Annotated in this window: 18 protein-coding genes; 5 read left to right on the forward strand and 13 right to left on the reverse strand. The window is 36.9% G+C overall.

The window, feature by feature from the left end:
- Positions 1-28 precede the first annotated feature (28 nt).
- Entirely contained in the window at positions 29-1,942 is a 1,914-nt protein-coding gene (locus ACM26V_RS12205; protein WP_416151684.1) for a beta-glucoside-specific PTS transporter subunit IIABC, read from the reverse strand.
- A 257-nt stretch (positions 1,943-2,199) separates the two neighbouring features.
- A complete protein-coding gene (gene licT, locus ACM26V_RS12210) occupies positions 2,200-3,054 on the reverse strand; it encodes a BglG family transcription antiterminator LicT (RefSeq protein WP_416151685.1) in 855 nt (284 codons plus the stop codon).
- A gap of 392 nt (positions 3,055-3,446) precedes the next feature.
- On the opposite strand from licT, the gene ACM26V_RS12215 reads away from it, so the two are divergent.
- The 4 genes from ACM26V_RS12215 to ACM26V_RS12230 all read left to right on the forward strand — a co-directional run bounded on the left by ACM26V_RS12215 (position 3,447) and on the right by ACM26V_RS12230 (position 6,780).
- Complete coding sequence (locus ACM26V_RS12215) at positions 3,447-4,148, forward strand: winged helix-turn-helix domain-containing protein (RefSeq protein ID WP_416151686.1); 702 nt, start codon at positions 3,447-3,449, stop codon at positions 4,146-4,148.
- On the forward strand, positions 4,145-5,074 hold the full coding sequence (locus ACM26V_RS12220) for a sensor histidine kinase (RefSeq protein WP_416151687.1): 930 nt from the start codon (positions 4,145-4,147) through the stop codon (positions 5,072-5,074). The genes ACM26V_RS12215 and ACM26V_RS12220 overlap by 4 nt, the downstream gene beginning before the upstream one ends.
- 100 nt (positions 5,075-5,174) lie before the next feature.
- Positions 5,175-6,101, forward strand: a complete 927-nt coding sequence (locus tag ACM26V_RS12225; protein WP_416151688.1) for an ABC transporter ATP-binding protein — start codon at positions 5,175-5,177, stop codon at positions 6,099-6,101.
- The gene (locus tag ACM26V_RS12230; RefSeq protein WP_416151689.1) at positions 6,094-6,780 is read left to right on the forward strand and encodes an ABC transporter permease; all 687 of its coding nucleotides are present in this window, start codon (positions 6,094-6,096) and stop codon (positions 6,778-6,780) included. Before ACM26V_RS12225 ends, ACM26V_RS12230 begins: the two co-directional genes overlap by 8 nt.
- Before the next feature lie 61 nt (positions 6,781-6,841).
- Here ACM26V_RS12230 and ACM26V_RS12235 read toward each other — a convergent pair whose 3' ends face one another.
- From ACM26V_RS12235 to ACM26V_RS12255, 5 genes are all read right to left on the reverse strand, one after another.
- Complete coding sequence (locus ACM26V_RS12235) at positions 6,842-7,909, reverse strand: Gfo/Idh/MocA family protein (protein ID WP_416151690.1); 1,068 nt, start codon at positions 7,907-7,909, stop codon at positions 6,842-6,844.
- 52 nt (positions 7,910-7,961) lie between these two features.
- Positions 7,962-8,822, reverse strand: a complete 861-nt coding sequence (locus ACM26V_RS12240) for a sugar phosphate isomerase/epimerase family protein (protein ID WP_416151691.1) — start codon at positions 8,820-8,822, stop codon at positions 7,962-7,964.
- The gene (locus ACM26V_RS12245; protein WP_416151692.1) at positions 8,822-9,829 is read right to left on the reverse strand and encodes a Gfo/Idh/MocA family protein; all 1,008 of its coding nucleotides are present in this window, start codon (positions 9,827-9,829) and stop codon (positions 8,822-8,824) included. The genes ACM26V_RS12240 and ACM26V_RS12245 overlap by 1 nt, the downstream gene beginning before the upstream one ends.
- 65 nt (positions 9,830-9,894) lie before the next feature.
- The gene (locus ACM26V_RS12250) at positions 9,895-11,052 is read right to left on the reverse strand and encodes a Gfo/Idh/MocA family protein (protein WP_416151693.1); all 1,158 of its coding nucleotides are present in this window, start codon (positions 11,050-11,052) and stop codon (positions 9,895-9,897) included.
- Positions 11,053-11,357: 305 nt separating this feature from the next.
- Positions 11,358-12,206, reverse strand: coding sequence for an AraC family transcriptional regulator (locus tag ACM26V_RS12255; protein WP_416151694.1), 849 nt, complete (start codon positions 12,204-12,206; stop codon positions 11,358-11,360).
- Between the two features lie 237 nt (positions 12,207-12,443).
- Here ACM26V_RS12255 and ACM26V_RS12260 point away from each other — a divergent pair, with 237 nt between their 5' ends.
- Entirely contained in the window at positions 12,444-13,583 is a 1,140-nt protein-coding gene (locus ACM26V_RS12260) for an ROK family protein (protein WP_416151695.1), read from the forward strand.
- Between the two features lie 55 nt (positions 13,584-13,638).
- Here ACM26V_RS12260 and ACM26V_RS12265 read toward each other — a convergent pair whose 3' ends face one another.
- The 6 genes from ACM26V_RS12265 to ACM26V_RS12290 all read right to left on the reverse strand — a co-directional run bounded on the left by ACM26V_RS12265 (position 13,639) and on the right by ACM26V_RS12290 (position 19,868).
- A complete protein-coding gene (locus ACM26V_RS12265; protein ID WP_416151696.1) occupies positions 13,639-14,643 on the reverse strand; it encodes a sugar kinase in 1,005 nt (334 codons plus the stop codon).
- 4 nt (positions 14,644-14,647) lie between these two features.
- The gene (locus ACM26V_RS12270; RefSeq protein WP_416151697.1) at positions 14,648-15,274 is read right to left on the reverse strand and encodes a bifunctional 2-keto-4-hydroxyglutarate aldolase/2-keto-3-deoxy-6-phosphogluconate aldolase; all 627 of its coding nucleotides are present in this window, start codon (positions 15,272-15,274) and stop codon (positions 14,648-14,650) included.
- A gap of 13 nt (positions 15,275-15,287) precedes the next feature.
- On the reverse strand, positions 15,288-16,139 hold the full coding sequence (locus tag ACM26V_RS12275; protein ID WP_416151698.1) for an SDR family oxidoreductase: 852 nt from the start codon (positions 16,137-16,139) through the stop codon (positions 15,288-15,290).
- Positions 16,140-16,154: 15 nt separating this feature from the next.
- Positions 16,155-17,186, reverse strand: coding sequence for a mannonate dehydratase (gene uxuA / locus ACM26V_RS12280; RefSeq protein WP_416151699.1), 1,032 nt, complete (start codon positions 17,184-17,186; stop codon positions 16,155-16,157).
- Positions 17,187-17,233: 47 nt separating this feature from the next.
- Positions 17,234-18,622, reverse strand: a complete 1,389-nt coding sequence (gene uxaC, locus ACM26V_RS12285) for a glucuronate isomerase (RefSeq protein WP_416151700.1) — start codon at positions 18,620-18,622, stop codon at positions 17,234-17,236.
- Positions 18,623-18,785: 163 nt separating this feature from the next.
- Entirely contained in the window at positions 18,786-19,868 is a 1,083-nt protein-coding gene (locus ACM26V_RS12290; protein ID WP_416151701.1) for a glycoside hydrolase family 88/105 protein, read from the reverse strand.
- Positions 19,869-19,883 lie beyond the last annotated feature (15 nt).

Here is a 19,883-nt window from a genome sequence, read left to right on the forward strand (position 1 = left end):
AACCTGATAACAACGCACCTACGTCCATTTAACCTAAAATAGTCATCATGTTTTCGTTTGCTTCGACCGTTTCTTTCTCAGTGATTTTTACCTCTCCTAATTCATCATGATTCGTCACGATAATAGGAGTAATAACGTCGTACCCGGCTTCTTTAATTTTATCAACGTTAAACTCTAATAATAAGTCTCCGGATTTGATTGTCGCTCCTTGTTCAATATGAGCAGCGAAATGTTCGCCATCTAATTGAACCGTATCAATGCCAACATGGATTAAAATTTCTACACCATTTTCAGAAGTAATACCAATAGCATGTTTTGTTTTGAATAAGGTCGTTACGACACCATTAACAGGTGCGTAAACTTTTCCTTCGGTTGGTAAAATAGCAACACCTTTACCCATGGCTTCAGAAGAAAATACTTGGTCAGAAACGTTCTGTAATGGAACAACTTGTCCTTTTATAGGACTAGCAATTTCTACCGTTTCGCCTTTATTTAAAGAAGCTGTTTCCGTTTTGTTTGGTGCTTCTTCCGTACCTTCTTCTTTATTGAATCCTCCGAAGAAGTAAGTGAATACAAATGCGAGAACAGAAGCTACAACAACTGCAATAATTGACCCCATGAATGCTGCATTCATTCCTTCTTCTGGATGAATGAGGCTAGGGAACATAAATACTCCTAAACCGCCCATGACATATGCTTTCGTACTAAAGAACCCTAGTAACGCACCACCAATTGCTGAACTGATGATTGTGAAAATAAACGGTCTTTTTAGTGGTATAGCGATTCCGTACATAGCCGGTTCCGTCACACCAAACATCGATGAAATAAACGCTGGTGCACTAAGTGTTTTCGTTTTTTGATTTTTTGTTCTAATCCATACTGCTATAATAGCTGCCGCTAAAGCAAATGAATGTGTGAACATCATCGCTAATATGGGATCACTCCCTAACGTTTGCATGTTGTTTATCGCAACTGGAACAAGTCCCCAATGAAGACCAAACATGACAAACACTAACCAAAAACCACCGAGTATCGCACCTGCAATAATAGGGCTCAACTCATACGCCCAAACCGTTCCTTGACCTATTAATTGACTTGCCCATGTTGCGATAGGACCAATAACGATAAATGTTAACGGAACAATAATAAGTAACGTAAACATCGGAACCAAGAACATTCTCACAACAGAAGGGATGACTTTTGTAAAGAATCTTTCTAATTTTGCCGCGAAGAACGTTGACACAATAATTGGTATAACAGACATCGAATAAGGCATTAAAATAACCGGAATACCCATGAATTCGATAAAGACAGGTGATTCAAACAAAGTTCCAGAAAACAGGGTATACAACGAGTCTCCAGCGTCAGGAATACCTTCCAATGCCGGATAAACTAAAGCCATAGCGATAACCATGCCCAAGAAGGGCGTTCCACCGAACTTTTTCATTGCGGTATATCCTAATAGAATGGGTAAAAAGTAAAATAACCCATCACCAGTTGCATTTAATACGTGATATGTTCCACCTGTATTATCAATCCAGTCTAAGGCAACAAACAGTGCGGTGAAACCTTTAATCATACCTGATGCTGCTAGTACTCCAAGTATTGGCATAAAAATGCCTGAAATCATTTCGATAAATCGATTTAATAAACTGCCACTACTGCCTTCTTCTTCTTCTTCCGGTGCTTGATTAGCAAAACCACCAATGTCAACTAATGCTTTGTAAACATCTGACACATGATTTCCGATAACCACTTGATACTGACCACCACTTTGCCTAACAGTGACAACACCATCGTGATTATTCAGTGCATCTGTATTCGCTTTTCCTTCGTCTTTCAACTTGAAACGAAGTCTCGTAATGCAGTGAGTAACACTTTTTACATTTTCTTTCCCGCCAACTAAATCCAAAATCTCTTTTGCTAATTTTTCGTTTTTCATGTTAACCCCCACTTTCTTATGATGTTCATATTTTTTACACAAAAAAACCTGAACCAATTTGAAACGCACACAGATTGTGTGTCCTCAAATCAGATCAGGTTATGCCCACTAGTGGTAACATTCCTTCAAAAGGATATTTAATTTATAATCTTACTATAATTCTTTTCGAACCAATTGTCAACGGTTACATCGCATAAAATTTCAAAATATAACAATTATCGACAAATTTGATCTCGCTCTTCGTTTTTTATTTCAACTTAATTTTGATGCCATTCATGACGATTAGTTACACGTTGAATATGAAGAGTTAAATACATTTCCTCATCCTTTGAAATGGACCAATTATAACTCTTATCTAAATACGTTTTTATCTTTATACTACATTGAAACGCCTCTGAATATTTTTGAATTAACTGTTCGTATAAAAAATTATCGTTTGTATCGACGACTCTTTCCTTACGGATAAACCTCATCGTAAAAAACCGTAAATGTGTTAAAAATCGTTCATAATTTATCGAACTTTCATCTAGTTCCATACCAAAGTGATACTTCACGATGTTTAAAATGTTATTCACCATTTCAGTCACTTGAAAAGCTTCTGCCATATTTCCACCGGAAATTTGACTATTGACTAAATGTAACGCAATCGAAGCTGCTTCATCTTCCACAAGTCGCACTCCTGCATCACTTTCAATAATGTCTAATGATTTTACTGCTACTTCAAATTCTTGCTTATAGTACTTTCTAATTTCCCATAATAATGGGTTTTTTAAATTCATTCCTTGCTTATGCCTACTTATTGCAAAACTTAAGTGGTCTGTTAAAGCAACATATAAATAATCATCTAGTTTGTATGGTAATTGCGATTTAGCATAGTCTAAAATCTTCGATGAAATGTTTAAATACAATTCAGAAGTATCGTCTAACAATTTAGCAAGTTTTTCAGAAACACCATGTTTTTCTAAAATAAACTTCTTTTCTATTTTAGATGTATCAATTGTATCCCCTACTTTTTGTTGAAATGCTAAGCCTCTGCCCATTACAACAGTCTCTTGATCCAACTCATTATTCGCTATGACAACATTATTATTTAATACCTTCTTTATTTCCATTATTCACCTCACCTTTTCTTTTGACTTACCTTTTTCGCGTAAATTAAATTCCATAGCCATAAAAAAAACCTAACTTTGTATCTAGAATACCCCATCGGATACTCCAGTACAAACTTAGGTTTTGCCTGCCGAACAGTAACAATCCATGTATGGAATTGCAATCGCTTACTTTCTTTACTGGCTTACTTATTTTTATCATATACGTTAGTTAGCTGTCAAGAGCAAATGATCAAATCTCTTGATATTGACAGCTATTACCCTACTACAGTATTCCACGCCTGAAGATGTTTTATACTATAATAAAGAAAACCACTCATGTAGGAATTAATTCGTGATAGGGATATAATAGCTCTCGCTACTAGCTATATTTTAAAAAGAAAGGGTGAATCAAATTGAACGAATTAATTTTATTAGTGGAAGATGATGAACAGATTCATGAAATGATTGCTACTCATCTAAAGAAAGAGGGATACAGAGTTGTCTCAGCATTTGATGGACATGAAGCAATAGCGCTTTTTTCTCAGAAAAAAATTGATTTAATCTTGCTTGACTTAATGCTCCCATCAAGTAATGGGATCGATATTGTTCAGAGTATTCGCAAAGAAAGTTTACTCCCAATTTTAATCATGTCCGCAAAAGATAGTGATGTCGACAAGGCTCTAGGACTTGGATTTGGCGCGGATGACTATATAGGTAAACCTTTTTCCTTAATTGAAATGACAGCAAGAGTAAATGCGGCATTACGACGATCAAATCAGTACTCCAAGACCGACTCTGCAAAACAAGAAAACAAACTAGCGGTACTTGACCTTATCATTGACTTGGACAACTTCACGGTCTTAAAAGATGGAAAAGAAATCAGCTTAACAGCAAAAGAATTTCAAATTTTAAGTTTACTAGCCGCACATCCGAATCATGTTTTTACAAAAGGTCAACTTTTTGAAAGAGTTTGGAAAGATACATATTACGGCGATGACAATGTGATCAATGTTCATATCAGAAGGCTCAGAAGTAAAATTGAAGATGATCCTTCCACCCCGACTTATATAAAAACTATATGGGGAATCGGTTATAAAATGGAGCTAAAAAAATGATTGTTATATTAACTACTATTATACTTCTTTTGCTTCTATTACTCTTTCAACAATACCTTTCCAAGAGAAGGTTAGGGAAAAATTTACGATACATATCAAATAAGATAAAGCTTCTCATTTCCAACAAATCGTCAGAAAGAATTTTATTAATGACAGAGGACAAACAGTTACGGGAATTGCTAATGAAAATCAATCAATTACTTGATTATCATCAAGAATATTTAGCTGACAATGCCCGGATGCGCATGTCCCTGAACCGCATGCTAACCAATATATCTCATGACCTAAAAACGCCTTTAACCGTAGTTTTAGGTTATTTAGAAAACATTCAATACGATAACGATTATACTCCCGAAGAACGTAATGCTTTGTTAGCAAAGGTTTCTGTAAAAGTAATCGATGTAGCAAGCTTAATCAACAAATTCTTTGATTTGGCAAAGCTAGAGTCAGGTGACTGGAAATTAGACTCCAAGCGCATTCACATCAATGAAGTGTGTCGAAAAGTTGTAGTGGGCTATTATGACACGTTAATTAATAAAGGCTTTGACGTGGAGATAAATATCCCCAAAGAAGCCCTCTATCTTTATGGTGATGAGGATGCCTTGATCCGTATCTTAAATAACTTATTATCAAATGCGATTTGCTATGGAAAAGATGGCAAATTCGTTGGATTAACAGTAGTCGCAGATAACGAGACCGTAACGATCGAAGTCTTGGATAAAGGAAAAGGCATCCCACATTCTAAACAGGACCGTATTTTTGAACGCCTCTATACAGTCAAAGATTCTAAGACTGAGTTTGCAGAAGGAAGTGGTTTAGGCTTAACGATTAGCAAACGCCTGACAGAACAAATGGAAGGGAAGATCGAATTTTCTAGTGTTCCATATAGTCGGACTGCCTTTATCCTTACATTTAAAAATGCGTAAGATATGTTTTTTAAAAACGTAAGATTTACTTAAGGAATTGGTAAGAGAAAAGACATTTTCCGTTGCTATAGTTAAGTTAGATCGAAAAGGAGGCAAGAAGATGACCTATATTGTTCGAACTCACAACTTAACAAAAACGTACAAAGGAGCGGAAGTAGTATCAGAAGTAAATATGAATGTAAAAAAAGGTGAAATTTATGGATTCCTTGGTCCAAACGGCGCAGGGAAAACGACTGTTATGAAGATGATAACGAACCTTGTGACGCCAACTGGCGGAGAAATTGAAGTGTTAGGTGAAATATTAAGCCCCTCTTCCTTTGAGGTGTTAAAAAGAATGGGAAGTATCATTGAATACCCTATTTTTTATGAAAAGCTCTCAGCCAGAAAGAATCTTAATCTCCATTGCGAATACATGGGTTTTTATAATAAAGGTGCCATTTCTGAAGCGCTAAAGCTAGTAAATTTAGTGAACATTGAAAAGAAACCTGTAAAGGAATTTTCTCTCGGAATGAAGCAAAGGTTAGCCATTGCAAGAGCGATTATCACTAAACCAGACCTCCTGATATTAGATGAACCTGTAAATGGGCTAGACCCTTTAGGAATACGTGAATTACGTGATTTGTTTTTAAACCTTAGCAGAGAGTATGGAATGACTTTATTGATTTCCAGCCACATCCTTGGTGAAATCGAGCAGATCGCAGATACGATAGGTGTGATACGAGAAGGAAAATTATTGGAAGAGGCCTCGATGGATATCATACGTAGGAAACATGTAGAGCATATGGAATTAAGTGTGAAAGAGCAAGCAAAAGCTGCATTTGTGCTGGAAAATGAATTAAATATAGATAATTTTAGAATAAAAGAACGAGATGGTTTGATTCAGATCTATGATAGTAACGTTTCGCAAAATGATATTATTCATGCAATGGTTACACATCAGATTGAGATCGGATCGATTAATAAAAAAAGCAAATCGCTGGAGGATTATTTTTTACAGTTAATCGAAGGAGGCAATAAAGATGCTTAGCCTGATAAAACTGGAAATGAAAAAGATGAATATTAGAAATATTTTATTAACTTTTCTTTCTATTAATGTAGGAATTATCGGTATATTTTTATTGTTTGGACTAGACGAAGAGGCTACTGCAGAATTTTTAGTAAACTATGAAAGTGTATTTATGTTAATGGAAATATTTATTGTAGCTGCTTTTGTTATTTATGCCGCCGTTCTACTCTCTCATATGATTATAGAAGAATTCAGGGATAAAACGATTTCAGTACTATTTATGTATCCGATAAATCGGAGAAAACTTCTGGTTGCAAAGGTTTATATCATAAGTATGTTAACCTTCTTCTTTGTCATTCTCTCGAACATTTTTGTCTTTAGTAGTTTCGCCTTTTTTAATACGATCTTTCACTACATCAGCGAACCCATCACACTAGACATGTTGACTGAAAGAGCCCTTCACACTGTTCTTATTGCGTTTAGTTCTTCTGGAATGGCTTTAATACCGTTACTTTTTGGGATGAGAAAATATTCTGTACCAGCAACGATTACCTCCTCCATTCTGATTATTGCGGTCATCTTTTCCTCCGTAGACAGCAGCACCCTTTATTCCTTTATTGCTATTCCGATTTCACTTGGAATCATTGGATTTTTAATTGCTTATCTCGTTATTATGAAAGCAGTAAAAGCAGACTTTTAACAAACAAGGGGAGACGTGCATCTCCCCTTGTCTATTTTTTTACACTTAAGCTGCAGTGACACTACACCACCACAGCTTGTTCTTGTGCTTCTAAACATAGTTCTGCTGCTTTAAACACATGTGCCTGCGTCATAGCCTTTTCTGTACGATGAATGCAGTCTTTAATTAACTCTCCGAAGAACGGATAGCCTACTTCTCCAGATAATTTATAATGCTTCTCACCATCTTTATTCACTAGAAATAAGTGGTCCCCTGTTTTTTCTCTAGCAACATCAACATATTTACGAATCTCTATCGTACCTTCTGTTCCCGTAATAAACGTACGTCCATCCCCCCATGTGCTTAAACCATCAGGGGTGAACCAATCCACTTTAAAGTATTGTGTTGCTCCATTGTCTCCTACTAACGTTGTATCACCGTAGTCTTCTAATTCTGGATGATCAGCGTTATTATAGTTTCCAACTTTACTGTGTAATATTTCCGCATCCTCACATCCAGCATAGTATAAGAATTGTTCAATCTGATGACTACCAATATCGCATAATATCCCACCGTACTGTTTTTTATTAAAAAACCAATCCGGACGACTTGAAGCATTTAATCGGTGTGGACCGAAACCAGTTACTTGAATAACACGGCCAATCGCACCTTCTTCAATAAGGTCGCCAGCAAACACCGCTCCTTCAACGTGTATACGTTCACTGAAATAAACCATATACTTTTGTCCTGTTTCTTCCACTACTTGTTTTGTTTCTTCAAGCTGAGCTTTCGTTGTGAAAGGTGTTTTGTCTGTGAAATAATCTTTACCTGCTTTCATCACTTTATTACCAAGTGCACTTCTATCAGATGGTATCGCTGCACCAGCTACTAACTGTATTGTTTCGTCATTTAAAATTTGTTCTAATGATTCAGCGACTTTCACTTCTGGAAATTCCGTTAAAAAATCATTCACTTTTTCCTGATCTGGGTCATAAACCCATTTTAAACTCGCGCCTGCCTCCAGTAATCCGTTACACATCCCATAAATGTGGCCATGATCAAGTGCTACAGCAGCAACTTGAAATTCTCCTTCTTTTACAACTGGATTAGGTTTGCCTTTCGGTGCATATGTCATACCATCATTACTCATGAATCTTCACTCCTATCTAGATTGTTTTTTCGATTAAGGTTCGTCCCCCAAATTAAAACCAGTCAGAATAGCCTAGCTTTCTTAAGTTATCCCCTGATATTTTCAAACAATCAAATGGATCTTTACCATAAGTGTCATCTTGCTCAATCAAAAAGTATTGCGCGCCACTCTTTAATCCTGCATCAATGACCGCATTTATATCAAGATTTCCTTCGCCCACTTCTGCAAATTCTATCAAATTAGTGAATTTCCCAAAGAATTGACCCATATCTTTTAAATCTTCTTCCTTCACATCTAACTTGCCGATACGGTAATCTTTTAAGTGTAAAAGGGCAATTCGGTCTGCATATTGTTCAATGATTTTAACTGGATCTTCACCAGCTCTTTGAATCCAGTGAACGTCCAATTCAAAACCTAGTTTAGTTGTGTTATTTTTCATCATATCCAATAAATATTCTCCATCATATTTTTGGAACTCAATATGATGAGTATGATAATACAATTCAATGCCCTGTTTGGCTAACCTTACTGCCATTGCTTCAGCATCGTTGATGAACTCCATTATTTTATTTTTATCAGACATTCTGTTTAACGGCAGCATACCTATTCGTAAGAAATGACAATTTAACGTTTTACAATCATTCACTATTTTATCGAAGTTTACAGTTAACGTTTCACCTTCCATACCTGGTAACATTGGCTCTAGAGGAGCTGAAAGTGCAGCAATTTCGATTTCGAAATCTTCACTTGCTCGTTTTAACTCTGATACATTTTTTTCTGTCATTGGAATTTGAGACACTTCCACTGCATGATATCCTAATTCATTTATTTTTTTCATTGTTTCGTATACGCCTATCTCTTCCACCTTGCCTTTTAGCATCATCATTTGTACGCCAATTTTACCTTTTTTCATTAGTGTACCTCCATTTTAATCTCTTTTTTTATTTCTGAAGATCTGCGAATCGCACTGATCATTTCCATTGATGTTTGGGCATCTTTCACGTGAATATAATTGTCTGTATCATTTTCAATGCAATCATAGAACCTATTTATTAATTTTGCGTGACTCGCTCCATAATAAAATTTACTCCCTTTTAACTTTTCATCTTCAATGACATTTTCTTTTTTTTCATCTCCAAAAGTCTTTGTCAGAATACTATCTTTAATCGTTAATTTCCCTTTTTCCAAAAGAACTTGAAGTTCAACCGAAGAGTTCGTTGCATTAGTAATAGTAGCAAAAAATAGCCCAGTTGCACCATTTGTAAATGTGATATTAGCAGTAGCTGTATCTTCTACTTCGTGCCCATAATCAGATAAGTTATCCACTGACCCTCTAATTTTCTCTATGCGCCCGCCGATTAATTGCATGAAATCCAACGTGTGGATAGCTTGATTGATCATCACACCACCGCCAGCATATTTCATGATTCCTCGCCAAGGCTTGGCATCATAATATGATTTTGGACGATACCAAGTAACAAGCCCTTTTAAACCAATTATTTTTCCATACACACCGCTATTAATAATCTCTTGTATTTTTTCGACTGTTTCATTAAGCCGATTTTGCAGACTGACGCAGATTTTCACGTCCTTATGTTTCTCTTCTAAATCAACTAATGCCATACCCTCTTCCACATTTCTTGCAAGAGGCTTTTCAAGAAAAACATGAATCCCTTTCTCTGCACACGCCTTCGTAGCACTATAATGAAGATGGTGCGGTAAACAAATATGAACACAATCCAAAGATTCTTTTTCTAACATTTCAAGATAGTCAGTGTAGAAAGTGGTGCCTTCCACTGAATTTCTTAACATTACATCAATATCACAAACCGCCACTAGATGCGTGTTCGTATTTGCTTGGATAGCAGGTATATGAATATTAGAAATGTCTCCCAGTCCAATTACTGCAACTTTCAACATAGATCCCCCCCCTCTCTTTATAACTAACTCACAACATAATCGGCGATGAGTTAGTTCAAATTGTCTTATTTGTTAGTAGATCGTTTTTCTTCTTCAATTTTTTTATTTAGTTCAGCAAGATATACATCTTCATCAACTGGAAGTTCAACTTCTTTACCTAACCAGCTTGACAAGTGAATAGCATTTGCTAAAGCTACCCCATGAATCCCATCACTTCCAGGTGCTAACAGTGGTTCATTATCTAAAATATTACCAGCAAAGTTCTCCATTACCGCCGTGTGTTGCGCTCCCCAAACGCTTTCAAACTCTATCACTTCATCGTCATAAATTTCTGCCATATCTCCACCCATGGAAAGCTTCATCATATCTTCCATACTCATCGAATCGCTCATCTCAGACTCAGGCTTCTTCAGTCTTTTAATCGTCACTTTCTTACTGTCATCTACGATAATTTTTCCTTTATCACCTAAAATTTCGAAACGGTCTGTTCCTAAAATGTCGTGTGTACACGTAACAAAAACACCCGTTGCACCATTTCCATAATCAAGCATTGTTGTCACTTCATCCTCAACAGCAATATCTCTTTGGTAGCCGTACTTCACATTCGAATAAACCTTTTTTGGAACCCCACAAATCCATTGAAGTAAGTCTAATTGGTGTGGCGCTTGATTGACGAGAACACCACCGCCTTCACCATCCCATGTCGCTCTCCAAGCACTCTGGTCATAATAACCTTGTGGTCTCCACCATGTTGTAATGATCCAATTTGTTCGACGAATACCACCGATATCCCCGTTGTCGACGACTTCTTTCACTTTTTGGTACAGCTCATTTGTCCGTTGGTTAAACATAATTCCAAATGTTAATTCTGGTTTTGTTTCAGCAAATTTATTTAGTTCTTTTACTTGCTTCGTATAAACACCAGCTGGCTTTTCAACTAATGCGTGAACATCTCTTTTTAACGATTCAATCCCCATTTCAGGATGTAAATAGTGAGGCACACAAGTAACAACAGCATCTATGTCTCCACTATCTAACATGTCAATATAATTTTCATAAAATGGGGTATCTGGATACTTTTCATTTGCCAACGCCTTCTTTTCAGGGGCAGTATCACAAATCGCACCAATTTCCATATTTTTAACTCTGCCCTCTTGAATAAATCCTGCGTATGCTCCACCTTGCGTGCCTAAACCAATAATACCTAACCTAACTTTTTTCATAATCATACCCCTTTCAATTTTGTGCAAACTCAATCAATTTTCAACAGTTCTTTCGATTAAATGTAAGCCTTATCATTTTTTCGCGGATTAAATAAATACATCTGTTATACTAGTATTAGTATATATAAATCAACAATAAATTTCATTATCCCAACCTGTTTAATATATCTATAAAATTGACTGATCGCGCTTTATCGTAGTCGATTTTGCCATTCTTTTTCTACTAAATGAAAAATAGAAAAAGCTGTCTCACTATTTCAATGAGACAACTCGCTTAATTTCTATATAGAATTTACTTAACATCTTTAAACTGATTTTAGTCGTAAACGCCGGTATTCCTTTGCTGTCATTCCTATTTTTTTTCGGAAATATCGGCTGAAGTGGGCCACACTTTCAAAACCACAATCAAAAGCAATATCTTTTAAAGGTTTCTTTGGTTCCATTTCTAAAGAATATTTAACCTGCGTTAACCTACACTCCATTAAATATTCCATTACTGTAAATCCTGTCACTTCTTTAAAGATGTGAGATATATACGACTTACTTATATTCAAATCTTTAGAGATATTATCTAACGTTACTTTTTTTTCGAAGTTTTCTTGGATATAAACAGCAATACTTTCTGTGTATTCTGCTTTTGTATCCTTTTTATTAGGAATTTCCGGTAATTTATTTTTACTTAAGCGGTGAACAATAATTAACACTTGCAATAACAAAACCTTCAACTCAGTCTCAAATTTAATATCTTTATTGTTAATATGATTACCTAAAACATCCATACGTTGTATAAGACTTTCTAATTCCATTAATTCCTTGCTTTCATTCGAACGAATGAGACAATGCTGTAAGTGTTGAAATATTTCTAATAAATAATGACTTCCTAACTCATTTATAATTCCACTAATCCATTTAGGAGAAAAGTGAATAACGCTTCTCACATACTCTTCTTGATTTAGAACATTTGGCCTATGTAAAGTCATACCATCCATCAATAGAATATCACCTGGGCGTAAATCATAAATTTGGTTATGGATCAAATATCGGCATGATCCAGCATGGAAAAAATAAATTTCATATTCTTGATGAGAGTGGTAATCAAAGGAATATCCACTACTACCTTCTATACGATGACCAGCCATGAGAACTTCATTCATCTAATCCTCTCCCATATTTAGTTTGTCACTTAACCATAACTTAATTATAATTATTGTTCCAACTTAGTGACACTTAAAGAGGGTATTCTTTGCTATACTTATATAGTTACAGGTGATATTCATTCACATTATTACAATTATTGTTTTTAAAAATGATACAATATAAAAAAATTGTCTAGTAGTGAAACTTATTGAGGTGAAAAAATGAACACTGGTGATGCTACATATATCAAAAAGATGAATCGACTCATTTTAATTGAAGAACTAATTCAGCACATGACCCTGTCACGCAGCGAACTCTCCAGAAAAACCGGATTAAATAAAGCAACGGTATCTGCACAAGTTCAAGATCTCCTTGATGAAGATATCTTTATTGAAAAAGCCGACGCCGGTGATACGACGTCTCGTGGGAGAAAGCCGATTATCCTAGAGATAAAAGGACAGGCAGGTTACAGCGTTGGAATCGATATTGATGAGGGGAAATTCCTTTTCATTTTATCAGACTTAAAAGGAAGAGTCCTCTATCGCGAAGAACAACCATTAAATAACAATCAGTTAAGTCTAGTTAGTAGTGAAATTATCGATATTCTTCATCCATTAATTCAGAAATACAATGACCTTTACTCGCCCCATGGCTTAGTTGGTATTGGAATTGGTGTTCACGGGATCGTAAATCGGAAAAATGAGATCGTCTACACACCAAAAGAAAAGTGGACAAAAGAAAATATTACGCAGTATTTTGAGGAAGCGTTTAACGTAGAAACTTATGTAGACAATAATGCCAACTTATCTGTCTTTGCCGAACAAGTCTACTCTGAATACATCTCAGATTTGTTTTGTGTCACTTTATATACTGGCATCGGCCTAGGTATTATCAAAAACCACGAAATTTATCGCGGATTTCAAGGGTTTGCCGGTGAAATTGGTCACATGATTATTGAAACAAACGGCATTCAATGCACTTGTGGAAATCTGGGGTGTTGGGAACTATATGCTTCGGATAAAGCCTTAAAGAAAAAACTTGCATCTGTTTATCCTTTATATTCAGATAATGAACGGTTACAAAAAATGTTTGATCACAAAGGAGACAATCAGTATATGAACGAATATCTCCTTTACCTAGCTGTAGGTTTAAACAATATCATTAACATATTTAATCCAGAGAAGCTCATTTTAAATAGTCCTTTTTTGAATGCTCACCCTGAACTCATCGCAAAGGTTGAAGAAAAACTTCAATCCAAGTTCAATAATTATCAGGAGATTAGAGTATCTACTTTAGGAAATAAAGCCTGCGCACTTGGTGCATCGGCTCTTGCGTTAAAGAAATTTCTCGGTGTAAATACATTAATTCATGCGAATTATCACTATCAAATTTAAACGTTAATGGTGGTCCCCATTAAAAGACAAAAAAAAGAAGATGTGTCTTCTAGAATTACCTAGACACATCTCCGGATTGATTTACCATATAATCAAAAACTTCTGCTTCTGAAAAACCGCTATTGTCTCCATGAACGAAATGGTTCAACACACTTAATGCTGTTGCGAAGTCCAATAGCTCTTTAGGCTTCATGTTCGAGAATATCCCATGCAGAACACCTGCCGCAAAACTATCGCCTCCACCAATTCGATCAAGAACTTCAAAACTCACCGTTTTGCCTTCGTGAAGAGTTTTCCCATCAAAGTGGTAGGCCGTGAGTTCATGACGACTTGAATTGATCACATGTCGGTTTGTACAGCTTGCAGAATGGATATCATATTCTTTTTGAAGTCTCTTGTAAAAATGTTGCAATTGCTCCGACAATGTGACGCCTATAGGCTCCCAATCAAATAGGAGCGCGAAATCTTTCCAACCAGCAAAACAGTGATCGACATACGGTAGAAGCGTTTTAAAAGTTTCCACAGCTTCTTCTTTCGACCATAGTTTACTACGGAAATTAAAATCAAAGCTCACTCTGACACCTCGAGCATTGGCTTCTTTTACTGCATGCACTACGAAGTCTCTCATTTTCGGATCAATTGCAGGCGTGACACCTGATAGATGAAGCCAATCTTGCTCTCGGTAGACCTTATCCCAATCGATCGAATGCTTGGCAAGTTTTAAAACCGATGAGTGGGCACGGTCATAGTAGACCTTTCCAGGTCGATTTGAAAAACCTTGTTCGACATAGTAAATTCCCATTCTCTCACCGTCTCGCATGATCAAGTGATCACTGACTCCGTGTTTCCTAAGATGTTGAATAGCCCCCTCTCCTAAAGGATGATCTTTCGGAAGGGATGATAATAGAGAGAGTTCATGACCAAGATGACTTAGGCCGACAGCTACATTCGCCTCTGCTCCACCATAATACTTGTCAAAGTGAGGGGTTTGAGACAAACAAGAAAGATTCGGCGCTTGCAAGCGAATGAGAATCTCACCTATTGTAACGATCTTTACCATTTAATCACTCCTCGATTCGTTCAATAAATCGACGTGCTTCTTCTGTGACTGCCTTGAAATCTCCTGTTTTTGCGCCTTTAGTAATCTCACCACCGACACCGACCATGACGGCACCAGCAGCAAACCAGTCGTTGACATTGTCCAGATTTATGCCACCCGTCGGCATAATGTTTACGTATGGAAGAGGACCTTTCACATTGCTAATGAAAGATGGGGAATACATTTGTCCTGGAAACAATTTTAATACAACAGAGCCATACTCACTCGCCTCAATCATTTCTGCAATTGTCATACATCCAGGTAAATAAGGAATATGATATCTATTACATAACTTTGCCGTCTCACGATCAAATGCCGGACTAACGATAAATTCTGCACCTGCAAGAATCGCAATGCGGGCCGTTTCACTATCAAGAACCGTTCCAGCACCTACAATGGCATCGTCATGTTGTTTAATGAGCTGTTTCATGACATTATCTGCACCGCTCACGGTAAATGCCACTTCAAGTACACGTACTCCACCTTGGTAACAGGCCACCGCTGTTTTCGCAGCTTCGACCTCGTCCTTTCCACGGATAACAACAGCAATTTTTTGGTCTAGCATTTTATTTAAAATAGTATATCCTTGCATCGTTTCAACCCCCTTATACTCCTGAATAGGCAGAGAATCCGCCATCAATCGGAACAACAATTCCGTTAACAAAACTAGATGACTTGTAATCAATCAGCCATAGTAGTGTTCCTATTAGTTCTTCAGGCTCTCCAAAACGTCCTTGTGGCGTTTGTCCCAAAATTTTATGAGCACGCTCGGTAAATTTCCCTTGTTCATCCATAAGCAACGCTTCATTTTGCGCTGTAACGAAAAATCCTGGTGCAATCGCATTAACACGAATACCCACTTCAGCGAAATACACAGCCAGCCATTGAGTGAAATTACTAACTGCCGCTTTCGCACCACTATAAGCTGGAATTTTTGTTAATGGACGGAATGCATTCATTGAAGAAATATTGATGATCGAAGCATCTTTTTTACCAACCATATCCTTAGCGAAAATTTGCGTTGGCAATAAGGTGCCAATAAAGTTCAGTTTAAATAACCACTCCACCGAATCTGGATCAAGATCAAAGAACGTTTGTTGAATATCATCTTCAAGATCTCCCATACTAAATTTTTCGTTTGATGTTGTCGCTTTTGGGTGGTTTCCTCCTGCTCCATTAATTAAAATATCACACGTTCCGAACTTTTCTGTAATTTCAGCACGAGCATTTTCAAGAGCTTCCTTACTTAGGACATCAACAATAAAGCCTGCACAGTTTCCACCCTTATCATTAATTTCTTTCACGACTTTATCTATCTTTTCTTGACCAGTCGCTAAAATCGCTACCTTTGCTCCTGATGTTGCGAGTGCTTCACTCATATAGGATCCTAATACACCACTTCCGCCTGTGACGACCGCTACTTTGCCATTCAAATCAATTTCAAAAGGTAGGTTCATTATGTTAATTTCCTCCTATTTTTTAATCGTATCGATAATACCGTTTAAATAGGTTGCACCTAATGCTCGATCATATAATCCGTAACCTGGACGACCCGTTTCTCCCCAAATCATTCTTCCATGGTCTGGTCGAATCGGTCCTTCATATCCAACTTCAATCAATTTCTTCATGACTCCAATCATATCAAGAGAACCCTCATTTACTGAATGTGATGTTTCTTGAAAGGATAATTCTCCCGTCCACTTCACATTCCGTGCGTGAACAAAGTGAATACGACCTTTTGCTGCCTCGATAATTTTTAACAAGTCATTTTTCGGATCCGCTCCATAGGAACCTGTACAGAAAGTGATGCCGTTATTCGGGCTATCTACCGCTTCAAGCATGTGCTTCACACTATTTTTGTTTTTGATGATGCGTGGAAGTCCAAAGATTGGCCATGGCGGATCATCCGGATGAATCGCCATCAAGACACCTTCCTCTTCCGCAATTGGAATCACTTTTTCAAGGAAGTACACTAAATTATCCATGAGTTGAACTTCAGAAATCGTCTGATATCGTTCCATAATCTTTTCTAGCTCATCTGTTTGGAAGGATAAATCCCAACCAGGAAGAGTTAATTCACCACTTAACGGATCTAAATTTTTCACCGTTGCTTCATCATACTTCAGTGAGTTGGAACCATCTGGAAGAGGTGCATCTAATTCGGAACGCGTCCAGTCGAACACCGGCATAAAGTTATAACAAACTGTGTAAATACCCGCATTTGAAAGATTACGGATCGTTTGTTTATAATTTTCAATCCACTTATCTCGCGTATCAAGGCCCATCTTGATTTCTTCGTGAACTGGGACACTTTCAATAACATTGACCTTTAATCCATGCTTTTCAACTTTTTCCTTTAATTTAACAATTTCTTCATATGGCCAAATTTCCCCAGCTGGAATATCATAAATTGCTGAGACAATTCCTATCATATCTGGTATTTGTCTAATTTTATCTAATGTGACAGGATCTTCATCACCATACCAACGAAAACTCATTTCCATTTAAATCACTCCTTTTTATTAAGTTCAAAGCACGTATCCTAATCTTCTTATAATGAAAAATATCTTTTCGCATTGTAGTAACAAATATCTTTAACGTATTCAGCTAATAAATCTTCGTCATTCGGTACTTTTCCTTCTTCCACCCATGTTCCAAGTAATTCACATAAAATTCGTCGGAAAAGCTCGTGTCTAGTGAATGACAACATACTTCTTGAGTCTGTTAACATTCCGACAAAGTGCTTGAGTAACCCAATGCTTGCTAGTGTTTTCATCTGGTCCAACATGCCATCATAGTGATCATTAAACCACCAAGCTGTCCCAAACTGGATTTTCCCAGGAACGTCCGCCCCCTGGAAGTTTCCAGCCATCGAAGCCATGATGACGTTATCTCTTGGATTCAACGTATAAAGAATAGTCCTTGGTAAGTGTTGCTTTTGATCCAATGAATCAAGAAAGAGACTCAACGGTTTAGCAACGGGAGCATCTCCCATTTGATCAAATCCACTATCAGGTCCAATTTGATCAAACATGCGGGTATTGTTATTTCGTAGTGGTCCAATGTGCAGCTGCATCACCCACTGTTTTTCAACATATTTTTCAGCTAACTGTTGTAGCGTAAATGTTTTAAATTTTTCTACCTGTTCATCACTTAATACTTGTCCATTCAATTTACTTTTATAAATACTTTCGATCTCTTCTATTGATGTTTCTCTATAAAACATCTCATTGATACCATGGTCAGCACTGCGGCATCCAACTTCAGCAAAGAAATCTACCCGCTCCCTCATTGCTTCGAGGAAACTCTGATAACCTTTTAACTCTTTGTCTACCACTTTTTCTAAGCTCTTCAACCACTTAAGGAATCCATCTTGATCAATCGCTAATGCTTTATCAGGTCTAAAAGAAGGAGAGACAGTAACTTTATAACCTTCTTCTTTTAACTTCCGGTGATAATTAAGATTATCCGTTGGATCATCTGTCGTACCGACAAAAACCACCTTTTGCATATCTAAGATCTTTCTAGCAGACAATTGTCCAGATTGGATAACCTCGTTTGTTTTCTTATAAATACTTTTTTTAGTTTGTTTATTCAACAAATCATTAACTGAAAAAAAACGAGCTAACTCAAGATGTGTCCAATGATACAAAGGATTTCCTAGTAAGTTTGGAACCGTATCTGCCCAAGCTGAAAACTTCTCTTCATTTGTAGCATCCCCTGTAATGTAATGTTCTTCTACACCATTCGCTCTCATTGCACGCCATTTATAATGATCACCTGCCAACCACACATCGGTGATCGACTCATAATCACGATCTTCGTAAATATCCTTTGCACTCAAATGATTGTGGTAATCGACAATCGGTAAATCTTTTGCGTAAGAGTGATAAAGCTTTTTCGCAGTTTCAGTTGTTAACAGGAAATTATCATGAATCATGAATATACCTCCTTATAATTTGTTTGACTAGTAAACTAATTACAGTTTACGATCTTTTTAGTTTTATTGCAAGATTAAATAGTTGGTTTGTAGAGTCTTTATTTTGACATACAAAAACCACCCACTCTAAGTGTCCTACCACTTGGATGGATGGTTTTTCGTGTTACATATATTCTTGTAAATATTCTTCCAAAGCTAAGACAGACAATGATTGGCCATAAGGCATCGGAGTGATCTTAATCTCTTTATAAAAATCAAGCGTGTCACCCATTCCAGTCCCGACCGAGACTTTTTGAACGGCTCCGTCTTCATTTATTTCGTTCACAATCCCTTTAACTGCTTTTAAACCGATTTCTTTATATTTTTCCTCGATATATCCCTTATGAACAGATTTTAAGATTCCATAAGCAAATCCAGCAGTCGCTGAAGCTTCTAAATAGGACGTTGTATCGTTAATAAGTGTATGCCACAAGCCGCTTTCATGCTGATAATTAGCTAATGTTTCGACTTGTCTATTTAATGTATCAATTAAGAAATCTCTAAAGCCATCGCCTTCTTTAAGCTCTAATATTTCAATAATTTCCGGGATGGCTATTGTAATCCAGCAATTCCCTCTTGCCCATAATGCTTCCGCATAGTGATGATTTTCCTCAAATGTCCATCCGTGGAACCAAAGGCCTGTTTTGCGGTCACTCAAATATTTAATATGAATAAGAAATTGCTTCTTAGCCTCCTCAATGTAATCTTGACGGTTAAAGAGCATCCCGATCTTCGCTAATGGTAATACTGTCATCATTAAGGTATCGTCCCAAAGTTGATTTTTATTCTCTGGACCATACGTCATATGTTGGAGTCCGTCTTCTTTCGTTCGCGGCATCTCATTCATGACCCATTCTGCCCATTCTTCTAAATGAGGAACAAGTGATTTATCTTTCGTATCTTCATATAAGAGCGCTAGTGTGAGTAAAGGCGCCATCGTATTGACATTCTTCGGCGGGACACCTTCTTCAAAACGATGGTTAAACCATTCCTTCACAATGCTTAACGCCTTTTCATTCTGTGTTGATCGCCAATATTTATAAATGCCATATAGACCAACGCCTTGAGGCCAATTCCATACTTTCCAGCTCTTATCATCGACAACTAATCCGTCAAAGTTCAAGAGGAACTCACCTGTATCGTCTTGTATCGTTGTTAAATTTGTCATTAGTAAATCAATTTTCTGTATAACTTGATTTCGCTCCATCGTTCATCATCCTTT

Origin of the sequence: Salipaludibacillus sp. HK11, from assembly GCF_047795645.1 — a bacterium.
Taxonomy (GTDB): domain Bacteria; phylum Bacillota; class Bacilli; order Bacillales; family Salisediminibacteriaceae; genus Salipaludibacillus.

What these genes read in the sequence shown, in the direction of transcription:
- ACM26V_RS12205 (WP_416151684.1), bottom strand. Translation starts at nt 1,942, where the DNA reads ATGAAAAACGAAAAATTAGCAAAAGAGATTTTGGATTTAGTTGGCGGG.
- licT (WP_416151685.1), bottom strand. Translation starts at nt 3,054, where the DNA reads ATGGAAATAAAGAAGGTATTAAATAATAATGTTGTCATAGCGAATAAT.
- ACM26V_RS12220 (WP_416151687.1), top strand. Translation starts at nt 4,145, where the DNA reads ATGATTGTTATATTAACTACTATTATACTTCTTTTGCTTCTATTACTC.
- ACM26V_RS12225 (WP_416151688.1), top strand. Translation starts at nt 5,175, where the DNA reads ATGACCTATATTGTTCGAACTCACAACTTAACAAAAACGTACAAAGGA.
- ACM26V_RS12230 (WP_416151689.1), top strand. Translation starts at nt 6,094, where the DNA reads ATGCTTAGCCTGATAAAACTGGAAATGAAAAAGATGAATATTAGAAAT.
- ACM26V_RS12235 (WP_416151690.1), bottom strand. Translation starts at nt 7,909, where the DNA reads ATGAGTAATGATGGTATGACATATGCACCGAAAGGCAAACCTAATCCA.
- ACM26V_RS12240 (WP_416151691.1), bottom strand. Translation starts at nt 8,822, where the DNA reads ATGAAAAAAGGTAAAATTGGCGTACAAATGATGATGCTAAAAGGCAAG.
- ACM26V_RS12245 (WP_416151692.1), bottom strand. Translation starts at nt 9,829, where the DNA reads ATGTTGAAAGTTGCAGTAATTGGACTGGGAGACATTTCTAATATTCAT.
- ACM26V_RS12250 (WP_416151693.1), bottom strand. Translation starts at nt 11,052, where the DNA reads ATGAAAAAAGTTAGGTTAGGTATTATTGGTTTAGGCACGCAAGGTGGA.
- ACM26V_RS12255 (WP_416151694.1), bottom strand. Translation starts at nt 12,206, where the DNA reads ATGAATGAAGTTCTCATGGCTGGTCATCGTATAGAAGGTAGTAGTGGA.
- ACM26V_RS12260 (WP_416151695.1), top strand. Translation starts at nt 12,444, where the DNA reads ATGAATCGACTCATTTTAATTGAAGAACTAATTCAGCACATGACCCTG.
- ACM26V_RS12265 (WP_416151696.1), bottom strand. Translation starts at nt 14,643, where the DNA reads ATGGTAAAGATCGTTACAATAGGTGAGATTCTCATTCGCTTGCAAGCG.
- ACM26V_RS12270 (WP_416151697.1), bottom strand. Translation starts at nt 15,274, where the DNA reads ATGCAAGGATATACTATTTTAAATAAAATGCTAGACCAAAAAATTGCT.
- ACM26V_RS12275 (WP_416151698.1), bottom strand. Translation starts at nt 16,139, where the DNA reads ATGAACCTACCTTTTGAAATTGATTTGAATGGCAAAGTAGCGGTCGTC.
- uxuA (WP_416151699.1), bottom strand. Translation starts at nt 17,186, where the DNA reads ATGGAAATGAGTTTTCGTTGGTATGGTGATGAAGATCCTGTCACATTA.
- uxaC (WP_416151700.1), bottom strand. Translation starts at nt 18,622, where the DNA reads ATGATTCATGATAATTTCCTGTTAACAACTGAAACTGCGAAAAAGCTT.
- ACM26V_RS12290 (WP_416151701.1), bottom strand. Translation starts at nt 19,868, where the DNA reads ATGGAGCGAAATCAAGTTATACAGAAAATTGATTTACTAATGACAAAT.